25 protein-coding genes, 1 tRNA gene and 1 pseudogene are annotated in these 23679 nt (G+C 43.3%); 22 read left to right on the top strand and 5 right to left on the bottom strand.

Annotated elements, in window-relative coordinates; all coding sequences use genetic code 11:
• Entirely contained in the window at nucleotides 1-867 is an 867-nt protein-coding gene (locus tag D891_RS0105010; protein WP_025209936.1) for a VIT1/CCC1 transporter family protein, read from the bottom strand.
• Nucleotides 868-960: 93 nt separating this feature from the next.
• On the opposite strand from D891_RS0105010, the gene D891_RS0105005 reads away from it, so the two are divergent.
• Nucleotides 961-1431, top strand: coding sequence for a GIY-YIG nuclease family protein (locus tag D891_RS0105005; protein WP_025209935.1), 471 nt, complete (start codon nucleotides 961-963; stop codon nucleotides 1429-1431).
• Here D891_RS0105005 and D891_RS10040 read toward each other — a convergent pair.
• Entirely contained in the window at nucleotides 1417-2199 is a 783-nt protein-coding gene (locus tag D891_RS10040; protein WP_442905304.1) for a class I SAM-dependent RNA methyltransferase, read from the bottom strand. The genes D891_RS0105005 and D891_RS10040 overlap by 15 nt on opposite strands.
• A 171-nt stretch (nucleotides 2200-2370) precedes the next feature.
• A pseudogene (locus D891_RS10035) lies at nucleotides 2371-2514 on the bottom strand (TRAM domain-containing protein); the annotation flags it as partial.
• A gap of 35 nt (nucleotides 2515-2549) precedes the next feature.
• On the opposite strand from D891_RS10035, the gene D891_RS0104995 reads away from it, so the two are divergent.
• From D891_RS0104995 to D891_RS0104930, 14 genes are all read left to right on the top strand, one after another.
• Entirely contained in the window at nucleotides 2550-2777 is a 228-nt protein-coding gene (locus D891_RS0104995; RefSeq protein WP_025209933.1) for a hypothetical protein, read from the top strand.
• A complete protein-coding gene (gene hemW / locus D891_RS0104990; protein ID WP_025209932.1) occupies nucleotides 2770-3870 on the top strand; it encodes a radical SAM family heme chaperone HemW in 1101 nt (366 codons plus the stop codon). Before D891_RS0104995 ends, hemW begins: the two co-directional genes overlap by 8 nt.
• A gap of 40 nt (nucleotides 3871-3910) precedes the next feature.
• Nucleotides 3911-3999: transfer RNA gene (locus tag D891_RS0104985), tRNA-Leu, on the top strand.
• Nucleotides 4000-4026: 27 nt separating this feature from the next.
• Nucleotides 4027-5187 carry a methionine adenosyltransferase gene (metK, locus tag D891_RS0104980; protein ID WP_025209931.1) on the top strand — a complete coding sequence of 387 codons (1161 nt, stop codon included), beginning with the start codon at nucleotides 4027-4029 and terminating at the stop codon, nucleotides 5185-5187.
• Nucleotide 5188: 1 nt separating this feature from the next.
• Nucleotides 5189-6445, top strand: coding sequence for an adenosylhomocysteinase (gene ahcY, locus D891_RS0104975; RefSeq protein WP_025209930.1), 1257 nt, complete (start codon nucleotides 5189-5191; stop codon nucleotides 6443-6445).
• A gap of 24 nt (nucleotides 6446-6469) precedes the next feature.
• The gene (locus D891_RS0104970; protein ID WP_051453561.1) at nucleotides 6470-7492 is read left to right on the top strand and encodes an Mrp/NBP35 family ATP-binding protein; all 1023 of its coding nucleotides are present in this window, start codon (nucleotides 6470-6472) and stop codon (nucleotides 7490-7492) included.
• Nucleotides 7493-7502: 10 nt separating this feature from the next.
• A complete protein-coding gene (locus D891_RS0104965) occupies nucleotides 7503-8171 on the top strand; it encodes a TIGR00153 family protein (RefSeq protein WP_025209928.1) in 669 nt (222 codons plus the stop codon).
• Nucleotides 8168-9415 (top strand): inorganic phosphate transporter, encoded by a 1248-nt coding sequence (locus D891_RS0104960; RefSeq protein ID WP_025209927.1) that lies wholly within the window; start codon nucleotides 8168-8170, stop codon nucleotides 9413-9415. Before D891_RS0104965 ends, D891_RS0104960 begins: the two co-directional genes overlap by 4 nt.
• Nucleotides 9416-10336, top strand: coding sequence for a Ppx/GppA phosphatase family protein (locus tag D891_RS0104955; RefSeq protein WP_025209926.1), 921 nt, complete (start codon nucleotides 9416-9418; stop codon nucleotides 10334-10336).
• Nucleotides 10329-10637, top strand: coding sequence for a hypothetical protein (locus D891_RS0104950; RefSeq protein ID WP_025209925.1), 309 nt, complete (start codon nucleotides 10329-10331; stop codon nucleotides 10635-10637). The genes D891_RS0104955 and D891_RS0104950 overlap by 8 nt, the downstream gene beginning before the upstream one ends.
• Before the next feature lie 10 nt (nucleotides 10638-10647).
• Nucleotides 10648-11202, top strand: coding sequence for an isochorismatase family protein (locus D891_RS0104945; protein WP_025209924.1), 555 nt, complete (start codon nucleotides 10648-10650; stop codon nucleotides 11200-11202).
• Nucleotides 11203-12726 carry an ArnT family glycosyltransferase gene (locus tag D891_RS0104940; RefSeq protein ID WP_025209923.1) on the top strand — a complete coding sequence of 508 codons (1524 nt, stop codon included), beginning with the start codon at nucleotides 11203-11205 and terminating at the stop codon, nucleotides 12724-12726.
• Nucleotides 12719-13438, top strand: coding sequence for a Wadjet anti-phage system protein JetD domain-containing protein (locus D891_RS0104935; RefSeq protein ID WP_025209922.1), 720 nt, complete (start codon nucleotides 12719-12721; stop codon nucleotides 13436-13438). The genes D891_RS0104940 and D891_RS0104935 overlap by 8 nt, the downstream gene beginning before the upstream one ends.
• Nucleotides 13423-15060: a molybdopterin-dependent oxidoreductase gene (locus D891_RS0104930; RefSeq protein WP_025209921.1), complete on the top strand. Its 1638-nt coding sequence runs from the start codon at nucleotides 13423-13425 to the stop codon at nucleotides 15058-15060. Before D891_RS0104935 ends, D891_RS0104930 begins: the two co-directional genes overlap by 16 nt.
• A 9-nt stretch (nucleotides 15061-15069) precedes the next feature.
• Here D891_RS0104930 and pstS read toward each other — a convergent pair whose 3' ends face one another.
• Nucleotides 15070-16095: a phosphate ABC transporter substrate-binding protein PstS gene (pstS, locus tag D891_RS0104925; RefSeq protein WP_035556460.1), complete on the bottom strand. Its 1026-nt coding sequence runs from the start codon at nucleotides 16093-16095 to the stop codon at nucleotides 15070-15072.
• A 150-nt stretch (nucleotides 16096-16245) separates the two neighbouring features.
• Between pstS and pstC the strand changes: the two genes are divergently transcribed.
• Genes pstC through D891_RS09490 form a run of 6 tightly spaced genes read left to right on the top strand, consistent with a single transcriptional unit; the run spans nucleotide 16246 to nucleotide 21670 of the window.
• Nucleotides 16246-17169, top strand: a complete 924-nt coding sequence (gene pstC / locus D891_RS0104920; RefSeq protein ID WP_025209919.1) for a phosphate ABC transporter permease subunit PstC — start codon at nucleotides 16246-16248, stop codon at nucleotides 17167-17169.
• Nucleotides 17166-18008 carry a phosphate ABC transporter permease PstA gene (gene pstA, locus D891_RS0104915; RefSeq protein WP_025209918.1) on the top strand — a complete coding sequence of 281 codons (843 nt, stop codon included), beginning with the start codon at nucleotides 17166-17168 and terminating at the stop codon, nucleotides 18006-18008. Before pstC ends, pstA begins: the two co-directional genes overlap by 4 nt.
• Nucleotides 18005-18763 carry a phosphate ABC transporter ATP-binding protein PstB gene (gene pstB, locus D891_RS0104910; RefSeq protein ID WP_025209917.1) on the top strand — a complete coding sequence of 253 codons (759 nt, stop codon included), beginning with the start codon at nucleotides 18005-18007 and terminating at the stop codon, nucleotides 18761-18763. Before pstA ends, pstB begins: the two co-directional genes overlap by 4 nt.
• Nucleotides 18764-18777: 14 nt before the next feature.
• Nucleotides 18778-19437 (top strand): phosphate signaling complex protein PhoU, encoded by a 660-nt coding sequence (gene phoU / locus D891_RS0104905; protein WP_025209916.1) that lies wholly within the window; start codon nucleotides 18778-18780, stop codon nucleotides 19435-19437.
• Nucleotides 19434-20105, top strand: coding sequence for a response regulator transcription factor (locus tag D891_RS0104900; RefSeq protein WP_025209915.1), 672 nt, complete (start codon nucleotides 19434-19436; stop codon nucleotides 20103-20105). The genes phoU and D891_RS0104900 overlap by 4 nt, the downstream gene beginning before the upstream one ends.
• On the top strand, nucleotides 20102-21670 hold the full coding sequence (locus tag D891_RS09490) for a sensor histidine kinase (RefSeq protein WP_025209914.1): 1569 nt from the start codon (nucleotides 20102-20104) through the stop codon (nucleotides 21668-21670). The genes D891_RS0104900 and D891_RS09490 overlap by 4 nt, the downstream gene beginning before the upstream one ends.
• On the opposite strand, the gene nfo is transcribed toward D891_RS09490, so the two are convergent.
• Nucleotides 21624-22466 (bottom strand): deoxyribonuclease IV, encoded by an 843-nt coding sequence (nfo, locus tag D891_RS0104890; protein WP_025209913.1) that lies wholly within the window; start codon nucleotides 22464-22466, stop codon nucleotides 21624-21626. The genes D891_RS09490 and nfo overlap by 47 nt on opposite strands.
• Nucleotides 22467-22524: 58 nt before the next feature.
• Here nfo and D891_RS0104885 point away from each other — a divergent pair, with 58 nt between their 5' ends.
• Nucleotides 22525-23676, top strand: a complete 1152-nt coding sequence (locus D891_RS0104885; protein WP_025209912.1) for a glycosyltransferase family 4 protein — start codon at nucleotides 22525-22527, stop codon at nucleotides 23674-23676.
• Nucleotides 23677-23679 lie beyond the last annotated feature (3 nt).

The following is a 23679-nucleotide window of genomic DNA, read 5'->3' as shown; positions in this document are numbered from 1 at the left end:
TTATATCTCCACATTCAAGATTTTTCGGGCAAAATAGCCTATTATGAACGATACTATGCTTACCGAGAAGCTGATAAAGAACATCTCAAGGAAGCTTCTTTTAAACGGCGTTTCTTTGACAACCGACATAAAGAAGCTGAAGATGAGTATCACAACAGTGGCATCTATAAACATAAGGATAAGGGCATTGTAAAAGCTATTGAATACAAAAAACGGCACAACCAGCATCAAAACGGTGAAGAAATAAGCGGCCGTTGTGTATAGGGCTGCCTTTAGTGGATGGTCGTGCTTGTCGGCCTTTTGCGATAGATATTCGCTTGAGCCCATACTCAATGATGCAGATATACCTGTTACGACTCCAACGATACCTATGAGCTTTGCGTTTTGCAATGCCAGCGATACGCCGGCTAAAGCCCCGGTTAGCTCAACGATTGCATCGCTTATACCCAGCACCATCGAGCTTATGTATTCTATGCGTTCCTCTTTTAGCATATCCACCAATAGTCTTTCATGCCTTTCCTCATCCTCTAAAACCCTTTTTGCCTCGGGGATCTTGTTTACGATTTCTTTGTATCCCTCCTGCGCATCGCCCTCTAACGATTCCATCATCTTTACGCAGAAGACCACACCGAATATCTTTGCCATTACAATAAAAAACAGGACGGTTAATGGGTTGGGCTTTATCTGTTTTGATGTGTATTTCTTCCATGTGTTGTAATGGTTCAGCTCATCCTCTGCTATCTTTGAGAGTATCTTTTTGTTTTTTGGGCTTACACCCTTTAGCTTCGAGAGTGCGGAGTATATTGCATGGCCGTTGATCTCCTCTTTCTGAAACCGCAACAGCTTCGACGCTATCTTTTGATCCATCTTTTCTCCCCCGCCTTCATTATAAGTCTATTTAGCCCTTGATTGCAAGATAAAAAATGTGGTATAACAAAGCCAAAGGGGAGCAGCCAAAAAATGACCGGGCAGAACAGAAAATGCGTGGATATAGATAGGTTTGATAATTTTTTAAGTAAAAAAGGGACATATGTTTTAATATTGCATGTTGGTGTCGGTGTGAGCATAAGGATAGGCGCTATAGGCGATATTTACTTTGAGAGTGGTTTTTATGCCTATGTGGGCTCTGCTTTGGGCGGGCTTAAAAAGAGGGTTAAGAGGTATCTTTCAGGGTCTTTTGCCAGGCGTTGGCATATCGATTACCTCCTTGAGTATGCCGATATAGACGGGCTTGTTGTATGGATTTCACCTAAAAGGCTTGAGCAGCCTATAGCCAAAAAGCTATCAAAGAAACTAACCCCTATACCCGGATTCGGAAGCAGCGATTCGGCCTGTTTAAGCCACCTTTTTTACGCAAGAACAAAGGATAAGCTCATCGATGCCATCTTTAGGGCCTCAAAGGCCAAAAGGATGATTCTATTTGAGTTTTAACAGAACAAGCGTCTCTATGTGGTGCGTCTGGGGAAACATATCAAACAACTCCACCGATTCGATGGTGTATGACTCCTTCAACATAAATAGATCCCTGGCCAGTGTCGAGGGCTCGCACGAGACATAAATAATCCAGTTTACCTTTCTTCTCCTTAGCCACTCTGCGACATACCTTGCCCCCTCCCTGGGAGGGTCTAATATGGCCAGGTCGAATTCTGTGTTTATTCTAAAGGGTTGCATGAGATTAGCCCTCTGGATGGCTATGTTTTTAATACCGAAGGCCTTTATGTTGTCTTTTAGCGATAAAACGGCGTTTTTGTCCCATTCGAGGGCCGTGATGCTTATTTGATTCAGGCTTAGGGGTATGGTGAAGTTTCCGATGCCGCAGAAGAACTCTATGGCCGTCTTTGAGTTTGTCTGTTTTGCGATGGATGTGATCCTTTCTATCAGCTTTATGTTGATGTTTCTATTTATCTGGCTGAATGCACCCAATCTGTATGTTAGGGGTTTTCCAACTCCTATGTCTAAATACATCTGTTTTTGGTTTATTCTGCCTTTATCGTCGATTTCTATCCTGGTTTTTCTCATGCAGCTATTGTTTTTTATGTAATCGTTTATGGCATCATCGGCTAAAAGACACCTATCTATCCCTATAAATTCGCTTGAGCCCTTCTTTAGAAACCCCCATCTGCCCTTTAGGCAGCTAAAATCGACCCTTTTTCTGTATCCGAACTGCATATTTGACGGATGGATGCCTGCTATTTGCACATCTATCTTTGCTATCCTCTTTATGGTGTTTTTTACTATTCCCTTTTTTATTTCCAATTGGTGGTCGTATCTTATGTGTTGAAGATCACACCCCCCGCAGAGCGTATAGTAAGGGCATGGTGGTTCTATTCTGTGTGGTGATGGCTCTATAATGGATTTTATCCTGCCTTTGGAATAACCCTTCTTTTTCTGGGTTATCTCTATCTCTATCAATTCTTTGTCTATTGCATAATCAACAAAGACCACCTCACCGTCTATTCTTGCAAGCCCCAGCCCACCGTTTACGATTGCCTCTATTCTTGCCCGCATGTTTTGCCCCTCTTTCTTGGTTGTGTTATTATGGCGTTGAGATGTTTACATTAAAGTGTGCAAAATGTAAAGCAAAACTCATGCGATACCGCAAGATAGGAAAAGGTAAGCTGATTAGGTGCTATAAGGAGAGGATCGTCGAGGATTACACAGCAAAAGAGGGTATCAATGTTTTATGTCCACGATGCGGCAATGTATTCGGCACCGATGAGGGAAGCTTCATAAAGGTCAAAAGCAATAGCTTTACAGTAAGGGGCAGTTATGAATAGCGACATATACTTCTATTTCCATATCCCGTTTTGCTATAGAAAATGCCAGTATTGCAGTTTCGTCTCTTATGAGAAAAGACTTGGCTATCTTGATAGGTATGTGGATGCGTTGATTGAGGAGATCGATAGCTTCTATACAGACAAAACGGTAAAAACCATCTATTTTGGTGGCGGGACGCCTTCGGTTTTGAAGCCTAAGCATATAGAGAGGATATTAAATAGGGTGCATAAGGAATTTAGTTGCAAGATAGAGGAGATGACATTTGAGATAATACCGCTTGTTAGGCTGGAATATTTAAAGGCCTTAAAGTGCATGGGTATAAATAGATTAAGTATCGGTGTTCAGTCATTTTTGGATAACAAACTCAGGCTTTTGGGTCGCATACACAAAAAAGAGGATAGCTTAAGGGTTATTGATGATGCCCTATCTGCTGGTTTTGAGAACATCAGTATAGATTTGATTTACGGGGTGAATGAGACAATGGATGAACTGCTGAATGATCTGGCTATCACCTGCAGGCTCGATATACACCATGTCTCTGCATATATGCTCAGTGTCGATAAGGGCAGTGAGTTTTACAGAATGGGTTTTAGGCCGTCCCCTGATGAGGATGTTGAGGCGTTTTATCTTAAATTGTGCGAGGTTTTAACAGGATGTGGTCTTGAACAGTATGAGATATCGAATTTTGCTAAGAGGGGTTTTGAAAGCAGGCACAATAGCGCCTATTGGCTTGGGTATGATTATAGGGGATTTGGTGTGTCTGCAAGCTCGTTTGTATCGAATATGCGCACAAAGAACACTAACAATTTGATAGAGTATTTAGAAAATCCCAAAGGGAGCTGGGTGGTTGAGGAAAGGCTCAGTGAAATTGAGCTTGCCAGGGAGATGTTTGTTTTAGCCTTAAGGCTAAAAAAAGGGGTTGAGCTTGAAAGCTTCAGGCATAGATACGGTGTTGATGTAATGGATTTGTTTGGGGAGAGGATAAGGTATTTTTTGGAATTGGGGCTTTTGAAGAAAGACGGCGGACGGCTGTTTTTGGCAAGTCCCAAAGCCATGTTGGTATCAAATGCCATCTTTAGTGAATTTATATGATTGACACAGGCGATGTTTTGATTATAATCTCAAGCGGAGTGCCGAAGTGGCGGAACTGGCAGACGCGCTAGATTCAGGGTCTAGTGGGCTTTAACGCCCGTAGGGGTTCGACCCCCCTCTTCGGCACCATTTTTCTTTTTGGAAAGGAGTAAACCCATGAACAATAACGAAACCTTCCTTTTTACATCCGAATCCGTTACAGAGGGGCATCCAGATAAGGTAGCCGATCAGATTTCGGATGCCATCTTGGATGCCATAATAAAGGAGGATAAGAACTGCCGCGTTGCATGCGAAACCCTGCTTACAACCGGCATTGTCTTTGTGGCAGGGGAAATATCCACAAACACATATGTTGAGATTCCAGAAGTTGTAAGGGAAACCGTAAAGCAGATAGGCTATACCAATGCCGATTACGGTTTGGATTATAAATCGTGCGCCGTCGTTACATCGATAGACAGACAGTCCCCCGATATAGCTATGGGTGTGGATAAAGGGGAGAAGCTCGGTGCTGGCGATCAGGGTATGATGTTTGGCTATGCAACCGATGAGACGGATGAGTATCTGCCTTTAACGATAGTATTGGCGCACAAGCTCTCAAAGAGGCTTGCGGATGTAAGAAAACAGGGTCTTTTACCGTATTTAAGGCCAGACGGCAAAACGCAGGTCACCATAAGGTATAACGGCTTCAATCCAGACAAGGTAACGGCTGTTGTTGTATCGGCTCAACACGATCCCAACATAGAGCTTGAGCAGTTGAGGAAGGATCTGGTTCAATATGTCATTCGCTATGTCATACCGCAGGAGTTGTGGGATCCAGACATAAAGCTCTATATAAACCCCACAGGCAGGTTCGTTCTTGGGGGGCCTCATGCCGATACAGGCCTAACCGGAAGGAAGATAATCGTGGATACATACGGTGGTGTTGCCGCACACGGCGGTGGTGCATTCTCCGGTAAAGACCCGACGAAGGTCGATAGATCCGGTGCTTATATGGCAAGGTATATCGCCAAGAACATTGTTGCTGCGGGTATTGCTAAAAGGTGCGAGGTTCAGCTGGCCTATGCTATAGGCGTTGAGGAGCCGGTCAGCATAATGCTCCATACATACGGCACAGGCAAGTTGCCGAAAGAGGATATAAAGAAACTCATCGTTGATACATTCGACATGACACCCAAAGGCATCATAGAAAGCCTGGATCTTTTAAGGCCTATATACAAAAAGACGGCCGCATATGGCCATTTTGGCAGGGATGATGAGGACTTCACCTGGGAGAGAACCGATAAGGCAGAAGAATTAAGAAGAAAGGCGGGGCTGTAAGATGGATTACGATGTAAAGGATCTCTCTTTGGCCGATAGCGGTAAGGATAGGATAGAATGGGCATTCCAGACGATGGATGTTCTAAAAAGCATCCAGGATGATTTTGAGAAGAATAAGCCCTTAAAGGGCAAAACGATAGGTGCGTGTCTCCATGTTACAACGGAGACTGCAAATTTAGTCATAACGCTGAAAAAGGGCGGTGCGGATGTCTATCTGTGCGCGTCAAATCCTTTGTCAACGCAGGATGATGTGGCAGCTGCACTGGTGAAGCATTACGATATACCTGTATTTGCCATAAAGGGCGAGGATAGGGATACATACTATAAGCATTTGAATGCCGTCTTGGATAGAAAACCCAACATAACGATGGACGATGGTGCTGATCTGGTTTCTCTTTTGCACTCTGAAAGGAAAGAGCTTGCGGGTAATGTCATAGGCTCAACGGAGGAGACAACCACCGGTGTTATAAGGCTTAAGAGCATGGAGAAAAACGGCGTTTTAGCCTTCCCTGTTATAGCGGTTAATGATGCCAATACAAAGCACATGTTTGATAATAGATACGGCACGGGTCAATCAACAATAGATGGAATCCTGAGGGCCACAAATAGGCTCATAGCGGGCAGCGTCTTTGTTGTATGTGGCTATGGATGGTGCGGCAAGGGTCTTGCAGCAAGGGCAAAGGGCATGGGCGCCAATGTCGTGGTTACAGAGACCGATGCCTTGAGGGCGCTTGAGGCCGTAATGGATGGCTTTAGGGTCATGCCGATTAAAGAGGCAGCCAAGATCGGCGATTTCTTCTGCACCGTAACGGGCGATATACATGTTATAAGAAAAGAACATTTCGAATTGATGAAAGACGGGGCAATTGTTGCCAATTCTGGCCATTTCGATGTTGAGATAGATGTTAAAGGATTAAAGGAGATAGCCGTATCCCAGAGGGATGTTAGGCCTTTTGTCAGGGAGTATAAACTAAAGGACGGAAGAAGGATATACCTGTTGGCCGAGGGCAGACTGGTTAACCTATCGGCAGCAGAGGGCCATCCCTCATCGGTTATGGATATGAGCTTTGCCAATCAGGCGCTGAGTGCAAAGTATTTAATAGAGCACGGCAGTGAACTTCAAAGGAAGGTGTATAAGGTGCCGGATGAGCTGGATTCAATGATAGCCTCCCTTAAGCTGAAATCCTTGGGCATTGAGCATGATGAATTGACCGAGGAGCAAAAAGAATATTTGGCAAGCTGGACAATAGGAACTTAATAGTTTTTAAAAGGAGATATAGCCATGAAGGATAGGGTTATAGGTGAGCTTAACCGGGTATTTTATCCTGGTAAGACGCATAGCATAGTAAAAGAGGGTGTGCTTGAGGATGTGGAGGTTGAAGGCTCTAAGGTTATTGTCAAGCTTAAGCTTAAGCATGAGGAGAACGACTCGGTAATAGAACTGCTTAAGAAAAGCATACCCATGGCCGTCAAAAAGATTGACGGCGTTGAGGATGTGGAGTTGGTTATAGAGAAGGTGGTGGATGAATCCAAGAAGCTCTCAAAGATCAAGCATGTCATAGCAACAACATCGGGTAAAGGTGGTGTGGGTAAATCCACGGTTAGCGTAAATACGGCATTGGCTTTGGCTAAATTCGGATACAAGGTCGGGCTTTTGGATGCCGACATCTATGGGCCTAACATACCAACAATGATGGGTATTGAGGGTGTCCCTGTTACGATAGACCCAAAATACAAGGATAAGATACTCCCCATAGAGAAATACGGCATAAAGATTCTATCTATAGGCAATCTGGTTCCGAAGGATGCTGCGGTTATCTGGAGAGGGGCTTTAATACATCAGGCCATCAAGCAGTTTTTAGACGATGTTGTCTGGGGCGATTTGGACTTTTTGGTTGTGGATCTGCCGCCAGGCACCGGCGATGCCCAGTTGTCTTTGGCCCAGCTTACCAAGGTTAGCGGTGGTATCATAGTCATAACGCCTCAAAATGTGGCTATGAGTGATGCTATGAGGGCCCATGATTTCTTCAAGCGACTCAACATACCGACCATCGGCGTTATTGAGAATATGAGCTATTTTATCTGCCCGCACTGCGGCGCAAGAACAGATATATTCGATCACGGTGGAGCAAAGAAGTTTGCCAATGAGACCGGCCTGGACTTTTTGGGTGAGATACCCATAGATGTCGAGGTAAGAGAGGGTGGCGATAAGGGTAAGCCAATTGTGGTTTCCAACCCGACATCGCCGGTGGCACAGGCCTTTGAGGATGTGGCAAGGAGTATAATTGAAAAGCTAAAGAGTTAGGGGGAGAGTTATGGGTATTTTCGATTTATTTAGGAAGTCTCCCTTCATAGCCATTATGGAGATGATGAAAGAGGTTATGGAGTGCACCGGCAGGATACCCCAGTTGTATGAGGCGTTTTTGAATTCGGATGAGGAGAGCATACAGCGTATCGCCAAGGAGATCTCTGATCATGAATACAAGACCGATACGATAAAGAATACAATAAGACAGAGCCTGCCAAAGAGTATATTCATGCCCGTTGCCAGGGGTGATATACTCCAGATAATTACATCAATGGACGCTATAGCGGACAAGACCGAGGATTTGGGCGTCTTGATGACATTCAAAACCATCAAGGTGCCTGAGGAGTTGAAGAACAAGATAAACGGTTTTGTTAAGAGCGTTCTTGAGGTTGTTGAGCTTTCGAAACATGTGATAGAGGAGCTTGAGACGCTAAGGGAAGCGGGTTTTGCAGGGCCTGAGGCCAAGGAGGTTTTGGAGCTGCTCGATAAGATAAATGAAAAAGAGCACGAAACCGATGTATTCCAGTATGACCTAACAAAGATAGTCGTAAACAGCTCAGAGGAGCTTGATTGCGCCTCCTTGATATTGTGGATGAAGATAATTGAGGCAACAGGCGATATAGCAAACGCTGCCGAGAAGATGGCAAATAGGATAAGGTTGATAATATCCCAATGAGCCCCGTATTGATTATACTTTTGGCTGCTGCATTTGGCTTCTATATGGCCTGGAATATCGGCGCCAATGATGTGGCCAACGCCATGGGCACGAGCGTTGGCGCACGCAGTTTAAGCTTTAAGCAGGCCATTATCGTGGCGGCTATCTTTGAGTTTTCAGGCGCCATGCTTGTGGGCAATCATGTTAGCTTAACGGTTGCAAAGGGTATTGTTAACCCGTTTTCCTATGAGAGCCAGGCCATTGTATTTGCATACGGTATGCTTGCCACACTGCTTGCTGCAGCCTTATGGGTGAATATGGCAACCAAACTTGGAATGCCTGTATCGACCACACACTCCATAGTCGGTGGCGTAATGGGTTTTGGTATCGTCACGCAGGGCTTAAGCTCTATTGAGTGGGGTAAGGTCGTAACGATTGTTTTAAGCTGGATAGTTTCACCCATCAGCGGCGGCATAATCTCGTTTTTTATCTTCCTGTTCATTTCAAAGAAGATACTTACAAACGATAAACCCGTTGTGGCTGCAAAGAAGTATGCACCGTTTTTGGCGTTTATGGTTTCTATGGTGCTGGTTTTCTCTATGCTTTATAAGGGGCTGAAGAACCTTCATCTGAACTTCTCCTTCACAAACTCACTCCTCATAGCGATAGGCGTTAGTGTTGTATTCTATGGCGTTATATACAAGATAGTTTCGGGCATACCCGTTGATACCACCCTGCCCTATAAGAGGAGGTATCCGCAGGTTGAAAGGATATTTGCCATACTCCAGGTGATTACAGCATCGTATATGGCGTTTTCTCATGGTGCAAACGATGTTGCTAATGCCGTCGGACCTTTAATGGGTGCGGTTTATGCCAAGGCCTTAACGGCCCATCAGCAGCTTTCGATGCCTATCTGGGTGTTGAGTGTTGGTGCTGTGGGTATAGTGGCCGGGCTTTCGATGTATGGTTATAAGGTTATATTGGTTGTGGGCAGGAAGATTACGGATATGACACCCTCAAGGGGTTTTGCCGCAGAGTTTGGCGCTGCAACCACGGTTTTGGTCTGCTCCAAGATGGGGTTGCCCATCTCCACGACCCATACGCTTGTGGGTTCTGTTATAGGCGTTGGTCTTGCAAGGGGTATAGGTGCATTGAACCTTAAGGTATTGAAGGATATAGTGGTTTCATGGCTGTTAACCCTGCCTATAGCTGCTGCTCTATCGGCTGCCATATTCCTTGTTCTAAAGGGCTTGTTTTTGAGTTAGATGATTGTCGCATCCATTGATATAGGAACAAACACCATACGACTGCTCATAGCAAAGAAAGAGGAGCCGTGCAGGTTTGATTTTTTGGTTCAAAAGAGCAGAATAGCCCGTCTGGGTGAGGGTTTTCTGCCGCAAAAACTGCTCAAGGCCGAGGCCATAGAACGGGCTGTATCGATATTGAAGGACTATTTGAGAATCATAGATGACTTTAGGGTTGATAGAACCATTGCTGTTGCAACAAGCGCCACACGGGAGGCCTTAAACAGGGATGAGTTTTTAGAAAGAGCGAGGTCTTTGGGTCTTGATATAAGGGTTATAGACGGCGTTGAGGAGGCTGTCCTTACCCATTTGGGTATAGTGTATTTCCTAAACGGCAGAATCAGGAATAAAAGCTGGGTGGCTTTTGATTTGGGTGGTGGCAGCACCGAGTTTATGTTCTCTTTTGATGATAGGCTTAAGGAGGCCTTTAGTCTGCCCACTGGCGTTGTGAAGCTATTGGAAAAACACATCTTGAACGATCCGCCCAGTAAGGATGAGCTTTTAAGGATAGGTGATGAGTTTATTGGCTTTTTGGGTGAGAAGGTTAAAGACAGGCGAGTCGATGAGATTGTGGCCAATGCAGGCACCACAACCACCCTGGCTGCCATAGATTTAAAGCTTAAGGAATACAGGCACGATATAGTTGAGGGGCATCTGCTTAAGAAGTCGACGGTTGAGTCTATACTGAAGGATATGATGTCGATGAGTTCTGAGGATAGGCTAAGGCGATACCCCATCTTGGAAAAAGGCAGGGAGGATGTTATAGTAATAGGTGCTTATATCATAAAGAGGGTGCTTGAGTTTTTTGGCAAGGATTATCTTATAACCACGAATGGAAGCTTAAGAGAAGGCGTTATAATAAGGGAGTTTTGCGGTGGATGAAAAAAGAAAAGACATATACGACAAGCTCTTTGAGAATAGCAAGGAAATAGAAAAGGAGATTTCTAAAAAGGATTTCAACCTTGCAGAAGTTGATAGATTATTCAGAAAGAGGAATGAGCTGTTTGATAGGCTAAAGTCAAACGGTGAGCCGCCCGAGGATGAATTGGAGCTTGCAAAAAAATTGATAGATGATAATAATAGATTGATAGATATGGTTATTGAGAAGAAGGAGCAGCTGTTGGGTGAGTTTAAATCCAAAGAAAGCGATGCAAAGAAGATATCACAATACCTGAAAAAATAAGGGGGTGCCTATGTTTTCCAAGAACAACGCTGTTTTGGTTGTAATCGATATGCAGGAGAAACTCTGCAAGGTTATGAAGAATCTGGATAGAACCACAAAGAACATCAGGCTATTGATTGAGGCTGCCAACGAATTCAATATGCCCATAATATACACAGAGCAATACCCCAAGGGCTTGGGAGAAACAATAGAGCCGCTTAAGTCTCTGCTTGAAAAATACAATGCCGAAAGGTTCGATAAGATGTCGTTTTCTGCCCTGAAGATAGATGAGATAGCAAAAAGGATAGAGGAGTTGGGCAGAAAGACCGTTGTTCTTACGGGTATAGAATCACATATATGCGTTCTGTCAACAGCTGTGGATTTGAAGGCGAAAGGGTACAATGTCGTAATAGCAAAGGATGCAACAACATCGAGGGAGGATGAGTTCTATTCAACGGCAATGGATTTTTACAACGGATACGGCATAAGCGTTGTTCCTGCCGAGACATTGGTGTTTTACTGGCTTGAGTTTGCAGGCACAGAATCATTCAAAAAACTCCAGAGGATAATTTTGGGTAAAGACTAATTGCTGGATAGACTCACAAAGAACAAGGCATCGATTTTTATATATCTGTTTGTATTCTTTTCGATAGGCAGCTTTTATATCTCATTTTTCCCGCCGGATGAGCCTAAATATGTGGATGCTGCCCTAAGGATGATAGAAAATGGCAACTATATAGTGCCGTTTTTCAACTGCCATGTTAGGTTTGATAAGCCTATACTGTTCTATTGGGAATTGGTGGCGTTTTTTAAGCTGTTTTTCATTGATGAGTTGATCAAAAGCGGCCACGATTTCTTTGGCATCATAGAGTATGCTGCCAGATTGCCGGCTATAATCTCTGCATCCCTAAGCGGTATCTATGTGTATGAGTTAAGCAAAAGACTCTTCAATGATGAGTATTCAGCCCGATTGTCAATAGTAGGCTTTGTTTCTGTATTGTTCTTTTTTTACTTGGGCAGGGCCGTATATCCGGATATGAGCCTGATTTTGTTCGAACTTGCCGGTGTCTATTATTTTATAGCAGGCAGGTATGTTTTGGGCTGGTTGTTTGTGGCCTTAGCGTTCTTAACCAAGGGCCCTATAGGCATCGTAAGTGTTGGATTTACCTATTTTTTGTATCTGTGGATAGTAAAGAAAGAGAGTGGCATTAGGGAGTTTTTCTCTTCAAAGAACGGCATTGGATTTTTGGTTTTTTTAATTGTTAGCATGCCCTGGTATGTGGCCGTTTATAAGCTCTATGGGATGGAGTTTATCAATAAGTTTCTGATATACCATAACATAGAGCGGTTTACCGGTGCGGCTGATCAGCACCCACGCTCATTTTTCTATTTCTTTCCTATAGCCATAGCCGCTGTTTACCTGTGGTGGCCATTTCTCTATGATTTCTATAGGGCCTTGGATTTTAAAGACAGAAGGGTGATGTTTTTGTTTGCCTGGTTTTTTTGGGTTTTTCTCTTTTTCTCGATATCCAAAAACAAGCTTGCGCATTACATAGCATTCGGCTTTATACCGCTAACCGTTTTATTCGGACTTGTCATAGAGAAGGCAAAGAACAGTAAGTTTAAGTTTTTGTCTATGTTTACGCTGGAGTTTGCCCTGGGTGTGGCTCTGAGTGTGTATCTATACAAAGACGGTATAATAGGCCTATTGCCGACGGTTTTATTTGGGTTTTTCTTTGTGGCTTTGACCAATATGATAAAGAAACCGGCAAACCTTGTTTTCTATAAGGCGTTGATGCTTAGCCTTGTTGGCTTTGTTTTATTGCTCCAGTTTGAGCAGTTGAGACCGGAAAAACATATCTGGAGGGCTGTGTTGTCAGAGGGTTTGCCGCTTTATGAGTATAGGATAAAAAACCAGTCTCTGACCGCATATACGCGATGTTGCCTAAATGAGATCAGGGATCCGAATTACTTTAATTCACTGAAGGGCAAGTTCTTTGTCTATACGAAGGAGAAATACATAAAACAGCTAAAGGGACATTTTAAGTTGATTGGCAGGTATCAAGATACAGGCACGAAGACCGCTCTTCTGCTTATGGATAATGGATAGGGTGCTGGAAGAGGCAAGGCAAAAAATCATAGACTTTATGGAGAATGAGTATAGGGGCGAGGATATACGATTCTGTTCTGCTTATCTGTTCGGTGATTCCAAATTTATCGAAAAAAACAGGGTGTTGGCCGATACATTCAACGGCCTTGCGGTTGTTGAAAGACCCAACATTATTTATATAAAAACCGACACGGAGCTTAAGATAAACGGTGTCAGTATAAGGGAGTTGACAGAAAAGCTCCACCTTGCGGCCTTTTTTGGTGGGGATATAAAAAGCATCGAAAACAGCGCTAACAATGTGATTATCTCTGAGAATCTATCGTTTTTTATGAGCGCAAAGCCAAAAAACAGCGTCTTTCTATACAACAAGGGGTTTCATTTAACAAAGCAGATAAGCCACTTTGTAAAGAAACTTACATTCGATAGGGTTATCTTTTTTGGTGATGTCGACTTAGAGGGACTGGCCATATACGATGCCTTTAGGGAACATTTCGATGGGATTGAGTTTTACCCTGATCCTGAAACGATAAGGTTTGTTATATCTGTCTATGGCGATGCGCTGCCGCCACTGAAACAGCAAGATAGAAAGATAACCTTTCTAAAGGGTATTGCTGAAATGCTAAAAGAAAAGAATGTGAGGATAGAGCAGGAGTTTTTGCAGGTTCTATTTGCCAGGGGGAGGTTGAAAAGACCAGAATGGATGGATATGTGAAGCTGTTTTGTTCGAAGGATTGCCCGGATGCCTGCTCGTTTTCTGCCCGTTTCGATGGAAAGAAGCTCGATATAAAACCGGATGGGTTTTTAGGCAAAAGCTTTGTTTGCTCAAAGCTAAAGGGTTTCTTCAACAGAGAGGTTAAATACAACAAATCAGAAAGCAGGCTGTTTTTTAGGCCTGCCCCTGTTGAGGATGTTATAAAAGAGGCCGCAGGGCTTATAAGGTCGGGAAAGAGGATTCTCTATTACAGGGGTTCTGGCAATCTTGGCTATTCCATGTTTGCCTGGGATGTTGTTGCATCCGCCTTTGATAATGTCTATTTTGTGGATGGAAGCCCGTGTGATGAGACGGGTATTGAGGCACATATAGAGGATTTTGGTGTATGCACAAACCCCGATATAGAGAATTTGGAAAAAGCCGATACTATTCTGGTCTTCGGCAGAAACGCATTTGCCGCATCGCCCCACTTCTATTCATACCTGCTTAAGCTATCGAAAGATAAGAAGGTGTTTTATATAGACCCCGTAAGGTCAGAAACATCAAGGATAGCAACCAGATTTATTCGTATAAATCCAGCATCAGACGGTGCTTTGGCCTATTGTCTAATAGATTCTTTGGGATACGATAGGCTTTCAAATACCGATGAAGCCTTCAGATGCACAGGCATAAGCGTAAGCGATTTTGAGCTTTTAAGGGATAGCTTTATTCAAGGTAGGGTTGCAATAGTTGAGGGATACGGCCTGCAGAGATACAGAAACGGCAAGAACAATATACAATGGCTCAACAGGCTTGCCTATTTAAGCGGAAACCTGAATATGCTGTATTACTCTCGCTCATCTAAGGAGGGCTTTATCAAGCCCACGATAGAACCCAAGAACAGAATACCCATAAGCGAGATTGTGAAATACCTAAAAGATGGTTTCTTTGATGGGTTTTTTGTTGTTGCAGCAAACCCCATCATGAGCCTGCCGGATAACCACATCTGGGAGAGGGAGTTTAGGGATAAGCCGCTTATATCCGTCGATACGAATCTGACACAGACCTCCTCCCTTGCCGAGTATTTCATAAGGGTTGGAGGCATGTTCTCATCGCCCGATGCCCAGGGGAGCTATTTTTTCAACAAGACCCATTTCAGGGATAGGCTTGTTGAGGGTCTATCCGATTACGGTGCGGCGTTAATGCTTGCAAAACAACTGGGTGTTGGCCTTGATTTGAACCCAAGCTCAGCATACAAGGGACTAAAGAGCTCAAGGCGGGTGGATTTTAAGGATATTCAGCTTAAAAAACCCTATTATGAGGATGGCAAAATCAGATTGATGAGCCTCTCCCATATGGATTATTTAAACTCACAAACAGACGAAAAGCCCATTGATCAGGTTTACCTAAACAGAGGGCTTGCAGAGGGCTTATCTTTAGGTGAGGGTTCTTTGGTTTTGTTAAGAAATGGCTCAAAGGAGGCCGAATTTAGGGTAAGCCTCACAGACAAAACAGAAGGCGATGTGGCGTTTGTTTACAAAAGCGCCTGCAAAAAGACCAATTACATCTTTTCAACCATACCAACAGATACAAAAAACGGCATAGCGTATAATGACACCTTTGTCCAGATAAGGGGGCTTTAGCCCCCTGCCCTATTCAAGACCCTTGATTTTGTAATATCCCTCTATCATCCTTTTGACTGAGGCTGGCAGCGGTATATAGCCGAGCTGTTCTGCGTATTTATCGCCGTGTTTGAATGCCCATCTAAAAAATTCAACGGATGCCTTGCTCGATTTTGGTCTGTCATCTGCTAATAGTATCATCGTTGCCACGGTCAACGGCCAGCTATCTTTGCCCTTTGCGAGTAAGAGGTTGGATGGTATGTAAAACGAGGTCTTTAAAGACCAGTTTGCCTGCTTTGCGGCATTTTCGAACGATTCCCTTGTCGGTTTCACAAAATTACCCTCTTTAGATTGCAACTGTGAACTCTTTAGTCTGTTTTGCAGCTTGTATGCATACTCAACATAGCCTATTGAGCCTTTTATCTGCTTGATATAGTTTGTGACGCCCTGGTTGCCCTTGGCGCCCTTTCCCGTGGGCCAGTTAACCACCTTGCCGAAGCCGACCTCTTTATTCCATGCAGGGCATACCCGAGATAACCAATAGGTGAAATTCCATGTTGTGCCTGAACCTTCGGCTCTGTGTATCACCGTTATAGCCTCATGCGGCAGATTCAAGGATGGGTTATCCTTCTTGATTTCTGCATCGTCCCAATATCTTAGCTTACCCATAAATATGTCGCAGATGGTTCTATTGGAGAGTTTAAGCTGCATATCGTCTATTCCGTCTAAGTTGTAAACAACGACGATTGAGCCTATAACGGCCGGGAATTGATAGAGGCCCCTCTTTTTGAGCTCTTCTGGTGAGAGCATCTTGTCTGAGCCACCAAAATCGACGATCCTCTTTGTGATCTGCCTTATGCCTCCGCCAGAACCAATACCCTGATAGTTTACCCTTATGCCGGTTGCCTTGTAATATGCATAGCTCCAGGTTGTGTAAACCGGATAGGGGAATGTTGCACCGGCTCCATTGATAAGCTTGGCCGAATAGGCCGATAGAGCCGATACGATAATAAATGCTGCTGATAAAACCATACTTAAGAAACCCCTCATAAACACACCTCCATACAAAGATTTTCGCCTGTTGTTTATCGATGATTTGTAAAGATTCCTTTTAAAAGATGTTAAGAAGGTGTTAAAAGTGCCTTTAAAGGTTTCTTAATGTCGCCTTAACATTTTCTTAACATCTTTTTCTGACAATGCACGGCAATGAAAAGGGATGGCTTTGTTGAAAGAGTTGCTTTTGCCTTAACCTTCTTTGGTGCTATATTTGTTGTGCTTATACTGGTTTTGATGTTTGTTGTTTTGCTTTATGCCTCGCTGGATGCCATTGAGCATTTTGGTGTGTTTAGGTTTGTCTTCTCTGTTAAGTGGGATCCCTCAAAAAGCATATTCGGCGGTGCAGGCCCTATCTATGGAACCGTTATAACCACCATCATAGCCTTAATCATTGCTGTGCCTGTTTCTTTGGGTATAGCCGTATTTATCAGTCAGTTGTGCCCTGAGTTTTTAAAGGATATATTTTCCTATTCGATAGAGATGCTTGCCACCATACCCAGCATAGTCTATGGAATGTGGGGCTTATTTAGTCTGGCGCCGATTATGAGGAATTACATAGAGCCGTTTCTGCAAAGGGTGTTTCTGCCCATACCGGGTTTGAGGCTTCTGTTTGAAGGCACACCGTTAGGCATAGACCTTCTAACCTCAGGGGTTGTTTTAAGCATTATGATAATACCCTTTATTGGCTCTATAGCAAGGGACAACTTTGAGCTTGTGCCTAAGGAGCTTATAGAGTCGGCTTATGCAATGGGGGCAACCAGGTGGGAGGTTATAAGGGATGTAATTATTCCTTATTCTAAGCTGGGCATCTTTGGCGGTATCATCATAGCCACAGGGAGGGCTTTGGGTGAGACGATGGCTGTGGCCTTTGTTTTGGGTAATGACCACTCAATTCACCTATCGCTGCTTAAATCATCGACCACAATCTCTGTGACCTTGGCAAATGAGTTTACGGAGGCCGATTTTAATTTGTATTCATCATCTTTGTTCTATCTGGCCTTTATACTGCTGTTTTTGAGTTTTCTTTTGCTTGGATTGGCGAAGTTTATCGTCAAGAGGAGGTTTTCAAGATGAGATACATGCTCCGCAGAAGAATAAATAACACGATCTTTTTGGGTTTGAGCGTTATGGCCGCCCTGTTTGGGGCGTTTTGGCTGTTGTTCATAATTGTAAGCATACTGAAAAACGGTTTTCAGGCCATAAATTGGGATCTGTTTTTTAAGGATCCTGCACCACCCGGATTTAGCGGTGGCGGTTTGCGTTCTGCTTTTGTTGGTCAGTTGATTATAACGGTGTTGGCCTCTGCAATAGGTGTCCCTATAGGTATTCTTGGTGGCACATTCCTATCCGAATACGGAAGGGGAACAAGGCTATCAAGGATTGTAAGCGATATAGCGGATATTATGATAAGTCTGCCCTCGATCGTTGTTGGAACCTTCGTCTATACGGTTGTCGTAAGGCCTATGGGGCATTTTAGTGGATATGCAGGCGCTATTTCCTTAGCCATCATAATGATACCGGTTATCTTAAGAAGCACAGAAGAGGTGCTTAGGCTTGTGCCGTGGGACTTAAGGGAGGCGGCCTTTGCCCTGGGTGCACCATACCACAGGGTTATAATGGATGTTGTATACAGGTCTGCAGCAGGCGGTTTGTTTACGGGTGTTATACTGGGCATTGCAAGGGTGGCGACAGAGACAGCCCCCCTGTTGTTTACCTCTTTCAACAACCCTTTCTTTAGCCTAAACCCCAACGAGGCCATGCCCTCTTTGACCGTTACTATATACCAGTACGCTATGGGGCCGTATGACGATTGGCATAGATTGGCCTGGGGCGCCTCGTTTGTCATTGTGGTGTTTGTGTTGATTGTGAATATAAGCGGCAGGCTCTTTATCAGAAGGAGGTTTGGCAGGTGAGTCTTGAGGCTTTGATAAGGGTTAACCATTTGAGTTTTTATTATGGGGATGTCAGGGTTTTGAATGATATAAATATGGTTATATACAAAAACAGAATCACCGCCCTCATCGGGCCCTCTGGATGCGGCAAGACGACATTCTTGAGGTGTTTTAACCGCATGCACGACCTCTATAAAAACACAAGGTATGAGGGCGAGATCATATACAAGGGCAAGGATCTGTTAAAAGAGAGGGATCTTATCAGCTTAAGGAGTCACATAGGTATGGTTTTTCAAAAACCCACCCCGTTTCCCATGTCTATCTTTGACAATGTTGCATACGGGCTGAAGCTAAAGGGTATAAGGGATAAGACCCGGATAGAGGAGATTGTTGAAAGGTCTCTAAGGGGCGCTGCACTATGGGATGAGGTTAAGGATAAGCTCAACACATCGGCTTTGGCCTTAAGCGGTGGCCAGCAGCAGAGAATAGTTATAGCAAGGGCTTTAGCCGTTGAGCCGGATATTATTCTGTTTGATGAGCCCACAAGCGCTTTGGATCCAATAGCAACATCGAAGATAGAGGAGCTTATATCACAGCTTAAGAGCCTCACAACGATCCTTATAGTTACGCACAATATGCAACAGGCTGCAAGAATATCGGATTTTACGGCGTTTTTATACAAAGGGAAGCTCATAGAGTTCAATAGAACGGATAAACTGTTTACAAATCCGTCTGAGGAGTTGACGGAGCGTTATATAACTGGTAGGTTTGGTTAACAGAGGGGTGTGTAATGGTTATGATAGAAGATGATTTAAGGGACCTAAGGGTTAAAATCTCAAAAATGGCGGATGTCTCCATTGATATGGTCGATAAGGCCACTTATGGTTTGTTTAATTCAGACCCAACGCCGCTTGCCGATGTTATAGCCATGGACAATGTGGTGGATAGGATGGATAACCAGATAGATGAGATGGTGGTTAGGATATGCGCAATAAGGCAACCTGAGGCCACCGATTTGAGGTTTATTCTGTCTGCCGTTAAGATCAATGTGTTTTTAGAAAGGGTCGCAGATAATGCCGTCAATATAGCCGAATGGGCATACAAGATAATAAAGCATCCGCCTATAAAACCATACATAGACCTGCCCAAAATGAAGGATGAGGCCCTGGGCATGGTGAAGGATGCGATAGAGGCGTTCTTTTCTAAGGATGTGCAGAAAAGCAAGGGTATAATAGAAAGGGATGATATTGTCGATAATTACGAGATACAGATAATAAGAGAATTGTTCACATATATATTTGAGAATCCGTCTGTTATAAAGAACGCCTTGAGGTTGATGTATGTTGCAAGGGCGCTTGAGAGGATAGCTGATCAGGCCACAAACATAGCAGAATTGGCCATATTTGTTGCAAACGGAGAGGTCTATAAGCACAGAAGGAAGAAGGAATGAGGGGTAATGTCCTGGTTATTGAGGATGATAGGTATATAGCCGAGTTGATAGAGTTTAATCTAACCAAAGAGGGTTATAATGTGTTGATGGCGCTAAATGCCAACGAAGGCTTGGTTTATCTAAATAAAAGAGACATCGATGTGATACTGTTGGATTTGATGTTGCCCGGTCTTCAGGGTGAGGAGTTTTTGAGGCTTATAAAGTCCAGGGACAATCTAAGGGATATTCCCGTGATAATCATAACAGCCAAATCACAGGAGGATCTGTTTGTTAAGCTTCTGAATGAGGGTGCCGATGATTTTTTGATAAAACCGTTCAGTATAAAGGTGCTCCTGGCAAAGATAGGCGTTTTGTTTAGGAGGGTTTATAAGCAGGGCAATACTATATCTTTGGGCGGCATTGAGATGAGCCTCGATGAGTATTCCGTTGCTGTTGATGGTAAACCGGTCTCTTTTACAAAAACGGAGTTTGATATATTGAAGTTCTTTTTGCTAAACCCCAACAAGGTTTTGACCAGGGATGCCATAATCGATGAGGTGTGGGGCAGTGATGGTAATATCAGCGATAGAACCATAGATGTGCACATATCCAAAATCAGAAAGAAGATAGGCTCAAAGGCCAATTTGATCAAATCCATACCCCGTGTTGGATATAAGTTTAGTGTATGAGGCAGAGCGTAAGGCTGTTTGGCTTTTTGCTGATACTGGAGCTTGTTGTTATAGTTGTTGTAGGCTGGATCTATTACTATCAGCTAAAGGCCCTAAACAACATGGTCGCAAGGGATGTGCTTAAGGCGTTTAGCGGCGTTGTTCTTTCTAAAGGTGTGGATAATCTGACCTATGAAGGGCGTTATTTGAAGCTTACCATAGAGGCAAACCCGAAGAGTCCGTGCGTTGAGCCTTATTGTGTAAGACTAAAGAGCAAGGATAAGACAATAGCGTTTGAATATAAACCGCTCGGTTTTGAGGATCTGTTTGGGAGGTTTTTGGATAAACTCTCTTTGCTTTTTATCTCACTTAGCGGGATCTCGTTTGTTTTCAGTATGCTCATAACAAAAAAGGAAGAGGATATGGTAAGGCTTCTAAACAGCATAATAGATGATGTAAAACAGATGAGGGAGCCGGTTTTCCCCCATCTTGAGGATAAATCCTATGCCAGGCTGTTTTATGGGATAAAGAAGATTTACAGGATACAGAAGAGGCAGCAGGAGGATTTAAAGAAGGAAAAGGGTCGCATAGATTTTATAATCTCATCCATGGGAGAGGGACTGATGCTTCTATCATCAACAGGCGTTATAGAGCTTGTTAATCCTAAGGCAAAGGAGTTGATTTTCAGCGATATTGAGGCTAATAAAAACATCCTCGATGTCATATCACACTACCCTCTGCTTAACTATTTTAGCAAGCTGTTGGAGGGCGGTTCTTCTGAGGAGGAGATCAAGATAGACAACAGATGGCTTTTGATCAAAGGCAAAAGGATTCAGGATAAGATTATAGTGATCATTAGTGATATAACGCAGAAGAAGGAGTATGCACAGATGAAGGCTCAGTTCTTTGCCGATGCTTCGCACGAATTAAAAACGCCCATAACCTCCATTCTGGGTTATTCGGAAACACTGATGGAGAACCCGGATATGGATACAGAGCTGAGGCTTAAGTTTATCAGATACATAAACGAAAATGCGAAAGAGTTAACCGAACTAATAGAGGATATACTGACGCTTCACAGGATAGAATCCATAAAGAACCCCAAAAGTGGCAGATGCGATTTAAAAAGAATCAAGGATGAGCTTGAGTTCTCCTTCGGTGGGCTTGCCAAGGATAAATCCCTAAAATTTGAGATTGAATGCCCGCCTGTGGCTGTCGATATACCCTGTGAGTATGTTAAGTCTATCCTGTGGAACTTAACGGACAACGCCATTAAGTATACAGAAAGCGGCTTTGTGAGTGTTTCGTGTTTCCTGAAGAATTCCGGTTTAACCATAGAGGTTAGGGATAGCGGCATAGGTATAGCTAAAGAGCATTTGGGGAATATCTTTCAGCGGTTCTATACTACACAGAAAAGCAGAAGCAGAAGACTCTCCGGGACGGGTTTGGGGCTGGCTATTGTTAAGCATATAGTTGATCTATACTCTGGAAGAATTGAGGTTTACAGCAAGCCGCAAAAGGGCAGCACCTTCAGGGTATTTATTCCAAAAAGGAATACAGAAGACCTATCTCATAAGGCCATTTAGACGGGTTGGGTGTCTCAAGTATCAGTGGCATATTGCAGAACCTTTTGTCTTTTATTATAAACCTGAAGGCGTCTATGCCTATCTGGCCCTCACCGAGGCTTTGGTGTCTGTCAACCCTTGAGCCTAAGGCTGTTTTTGAATCGTTTAGGTGCATGCCTTTTAGGTATGAAAAACCCACTATCCTTTCAAACTCCTCAAATGTTTTACAGAAACCGTCGTATCTTCTTATATCGTATCCTGCAGCAAACAGATGGCATGTGTCTATGCAAACGCCTATACGGGTTTTGTCTTCTATACGGTCTATTATTGTCCTCAGATGCTCAAACCTAAATCCCAGGACGCTCCCCTCGCCTGCTGTATTCTCTAAAACCACCTCAACGCCTTCTGTTCTGTCTAATGCTATGTTGATGCTTTCTGCTATGCGTTTTAGGCAGTCTTGAGTTGTTATTCTATTTAGCGATGCGCCGGGATGGACATTGAGCCTTAAAAGCCCCAATTGCCTGCACCTTTTTAGCTCATCGATCAAGGCCTCCCTTGATTTTGTTAGTTTCTCTTTTTCCGGTGAGCCCAAATTTATCAGATAGCTTGCATGCGGCAATATGTATTTTTTGTCAAACCCAAACGCCCCACAGTTTTTGTTGAAGCCTTCTATACTTTCTTCACTCAGCGGTTTTGCCTGCCACTGCCTCTGGTTTTTTAAAAACAGGGCAAACGCCTTTGCGCCTATCCTATGGGCGTTGATCGGGGCATTCTGAATGCCTCCTGCTATGCTTACATGAGCGCCGATGAATTTCATGCCCTCAAATTACCACAAACCGTTTGCCTTTTAAAGCCTGTTTTTATAGAATTCCACCATGAAAATAGTGATTTTCTATAAATACTTCAGAACCTACGGCGGACAGGAGAAGGTGATATACAACTTAGTGCATTACCTTGCTGATATGGGATATGAGATAGATGTTTATGCCATCAAGATAGATGATTTGCCAAGAAAAGAAAATATTAGATTGCATAGGGTTTTTTTACCGTCCAATGGTTGGCCATCCTTGTTGGGTTTTGCTATTTATTCTTATGTTAAGGGCAAGGTATTAAAGAAAAAGGAACCTTCTGTTTGTATAATGGGTTTTGGAAAGACATTTTACAACGACATCTACAGATCTGGTGGTGGGGTTCATAGGTATTATTTCAAAAGGGCTGTTTTTAAATACGAAAGCAAACTCGGGCGGTTTTTTTATAAGCTCAAGAAGTATCTTACCTTGTCTCACTGGATAACAATATGGATTGAGGATTTAACATACAGATCGGGCCAAAAAACATTTATTGTTCCTTCTTTGTTTGTGAAAAAGCAGATCGAATCGTTTGGTATTGAAAAAAATAGAATAGCGATCATAAGAAACGGCGTCGATATAAATAGATTTAAACCAGACAATCAGCTTAGATACGCAGAGAGAAAAAAACTGGGCATAGCAATGGATGAATTTGTGTTCTCCTTTGTCTCAACAAATCATAGACTTAAAGGATTGCAATATCTTTTAAAAGCCGTTAGGATTTTGAAAGAAGAGGGTTATAGGTTTAAACTATTGATAGCAGGGGAAGATATAAACAGCTTCTTTAAAAAAAGAATGAAAGGCATTGAAGATTATGTTGTGTGGCTTGGCAGAAGAAAGGACATAGAAAATGTATACAATGCCAGTGATGTTTTTATATACCCCACACTTTTTGATACATCGGCTTTGGTTATATTAGAGGCCATGGCTTGCGGAAATGTTCCTATTGTTAGCATCTATGCTGGAAGCAGTGAGTTAATAAAAGAGGGATACAATGGCTTTTTGATATCGGAGCCGTCGAACCCTTTAAAGATAGCCAGTTCTATGAAACTGGTTTTAGATAACCCGGAGATTATTAAAAGTTTAAGATTAAATGCTATTGAAACTGTAAGAAAACAACCCCAAGGGGATGTTTTCTTACAGATAGAAATGCTAATAAGAGACAAATGTGGCTCTTAAGTT

It is taken from the genome of Hippea sp. KM1 (assembly GCF_000526195.1).
Classification (GTDB): Bacteria; Campylobacterota_A; Desulfurellia; order Desulfurellales; family Hippeaceae; genus Hippea.
Note: the sequence above shows the minus strand (reverse complement) of the source record. Positions and strands in the feature narration are given on the sequence as shown.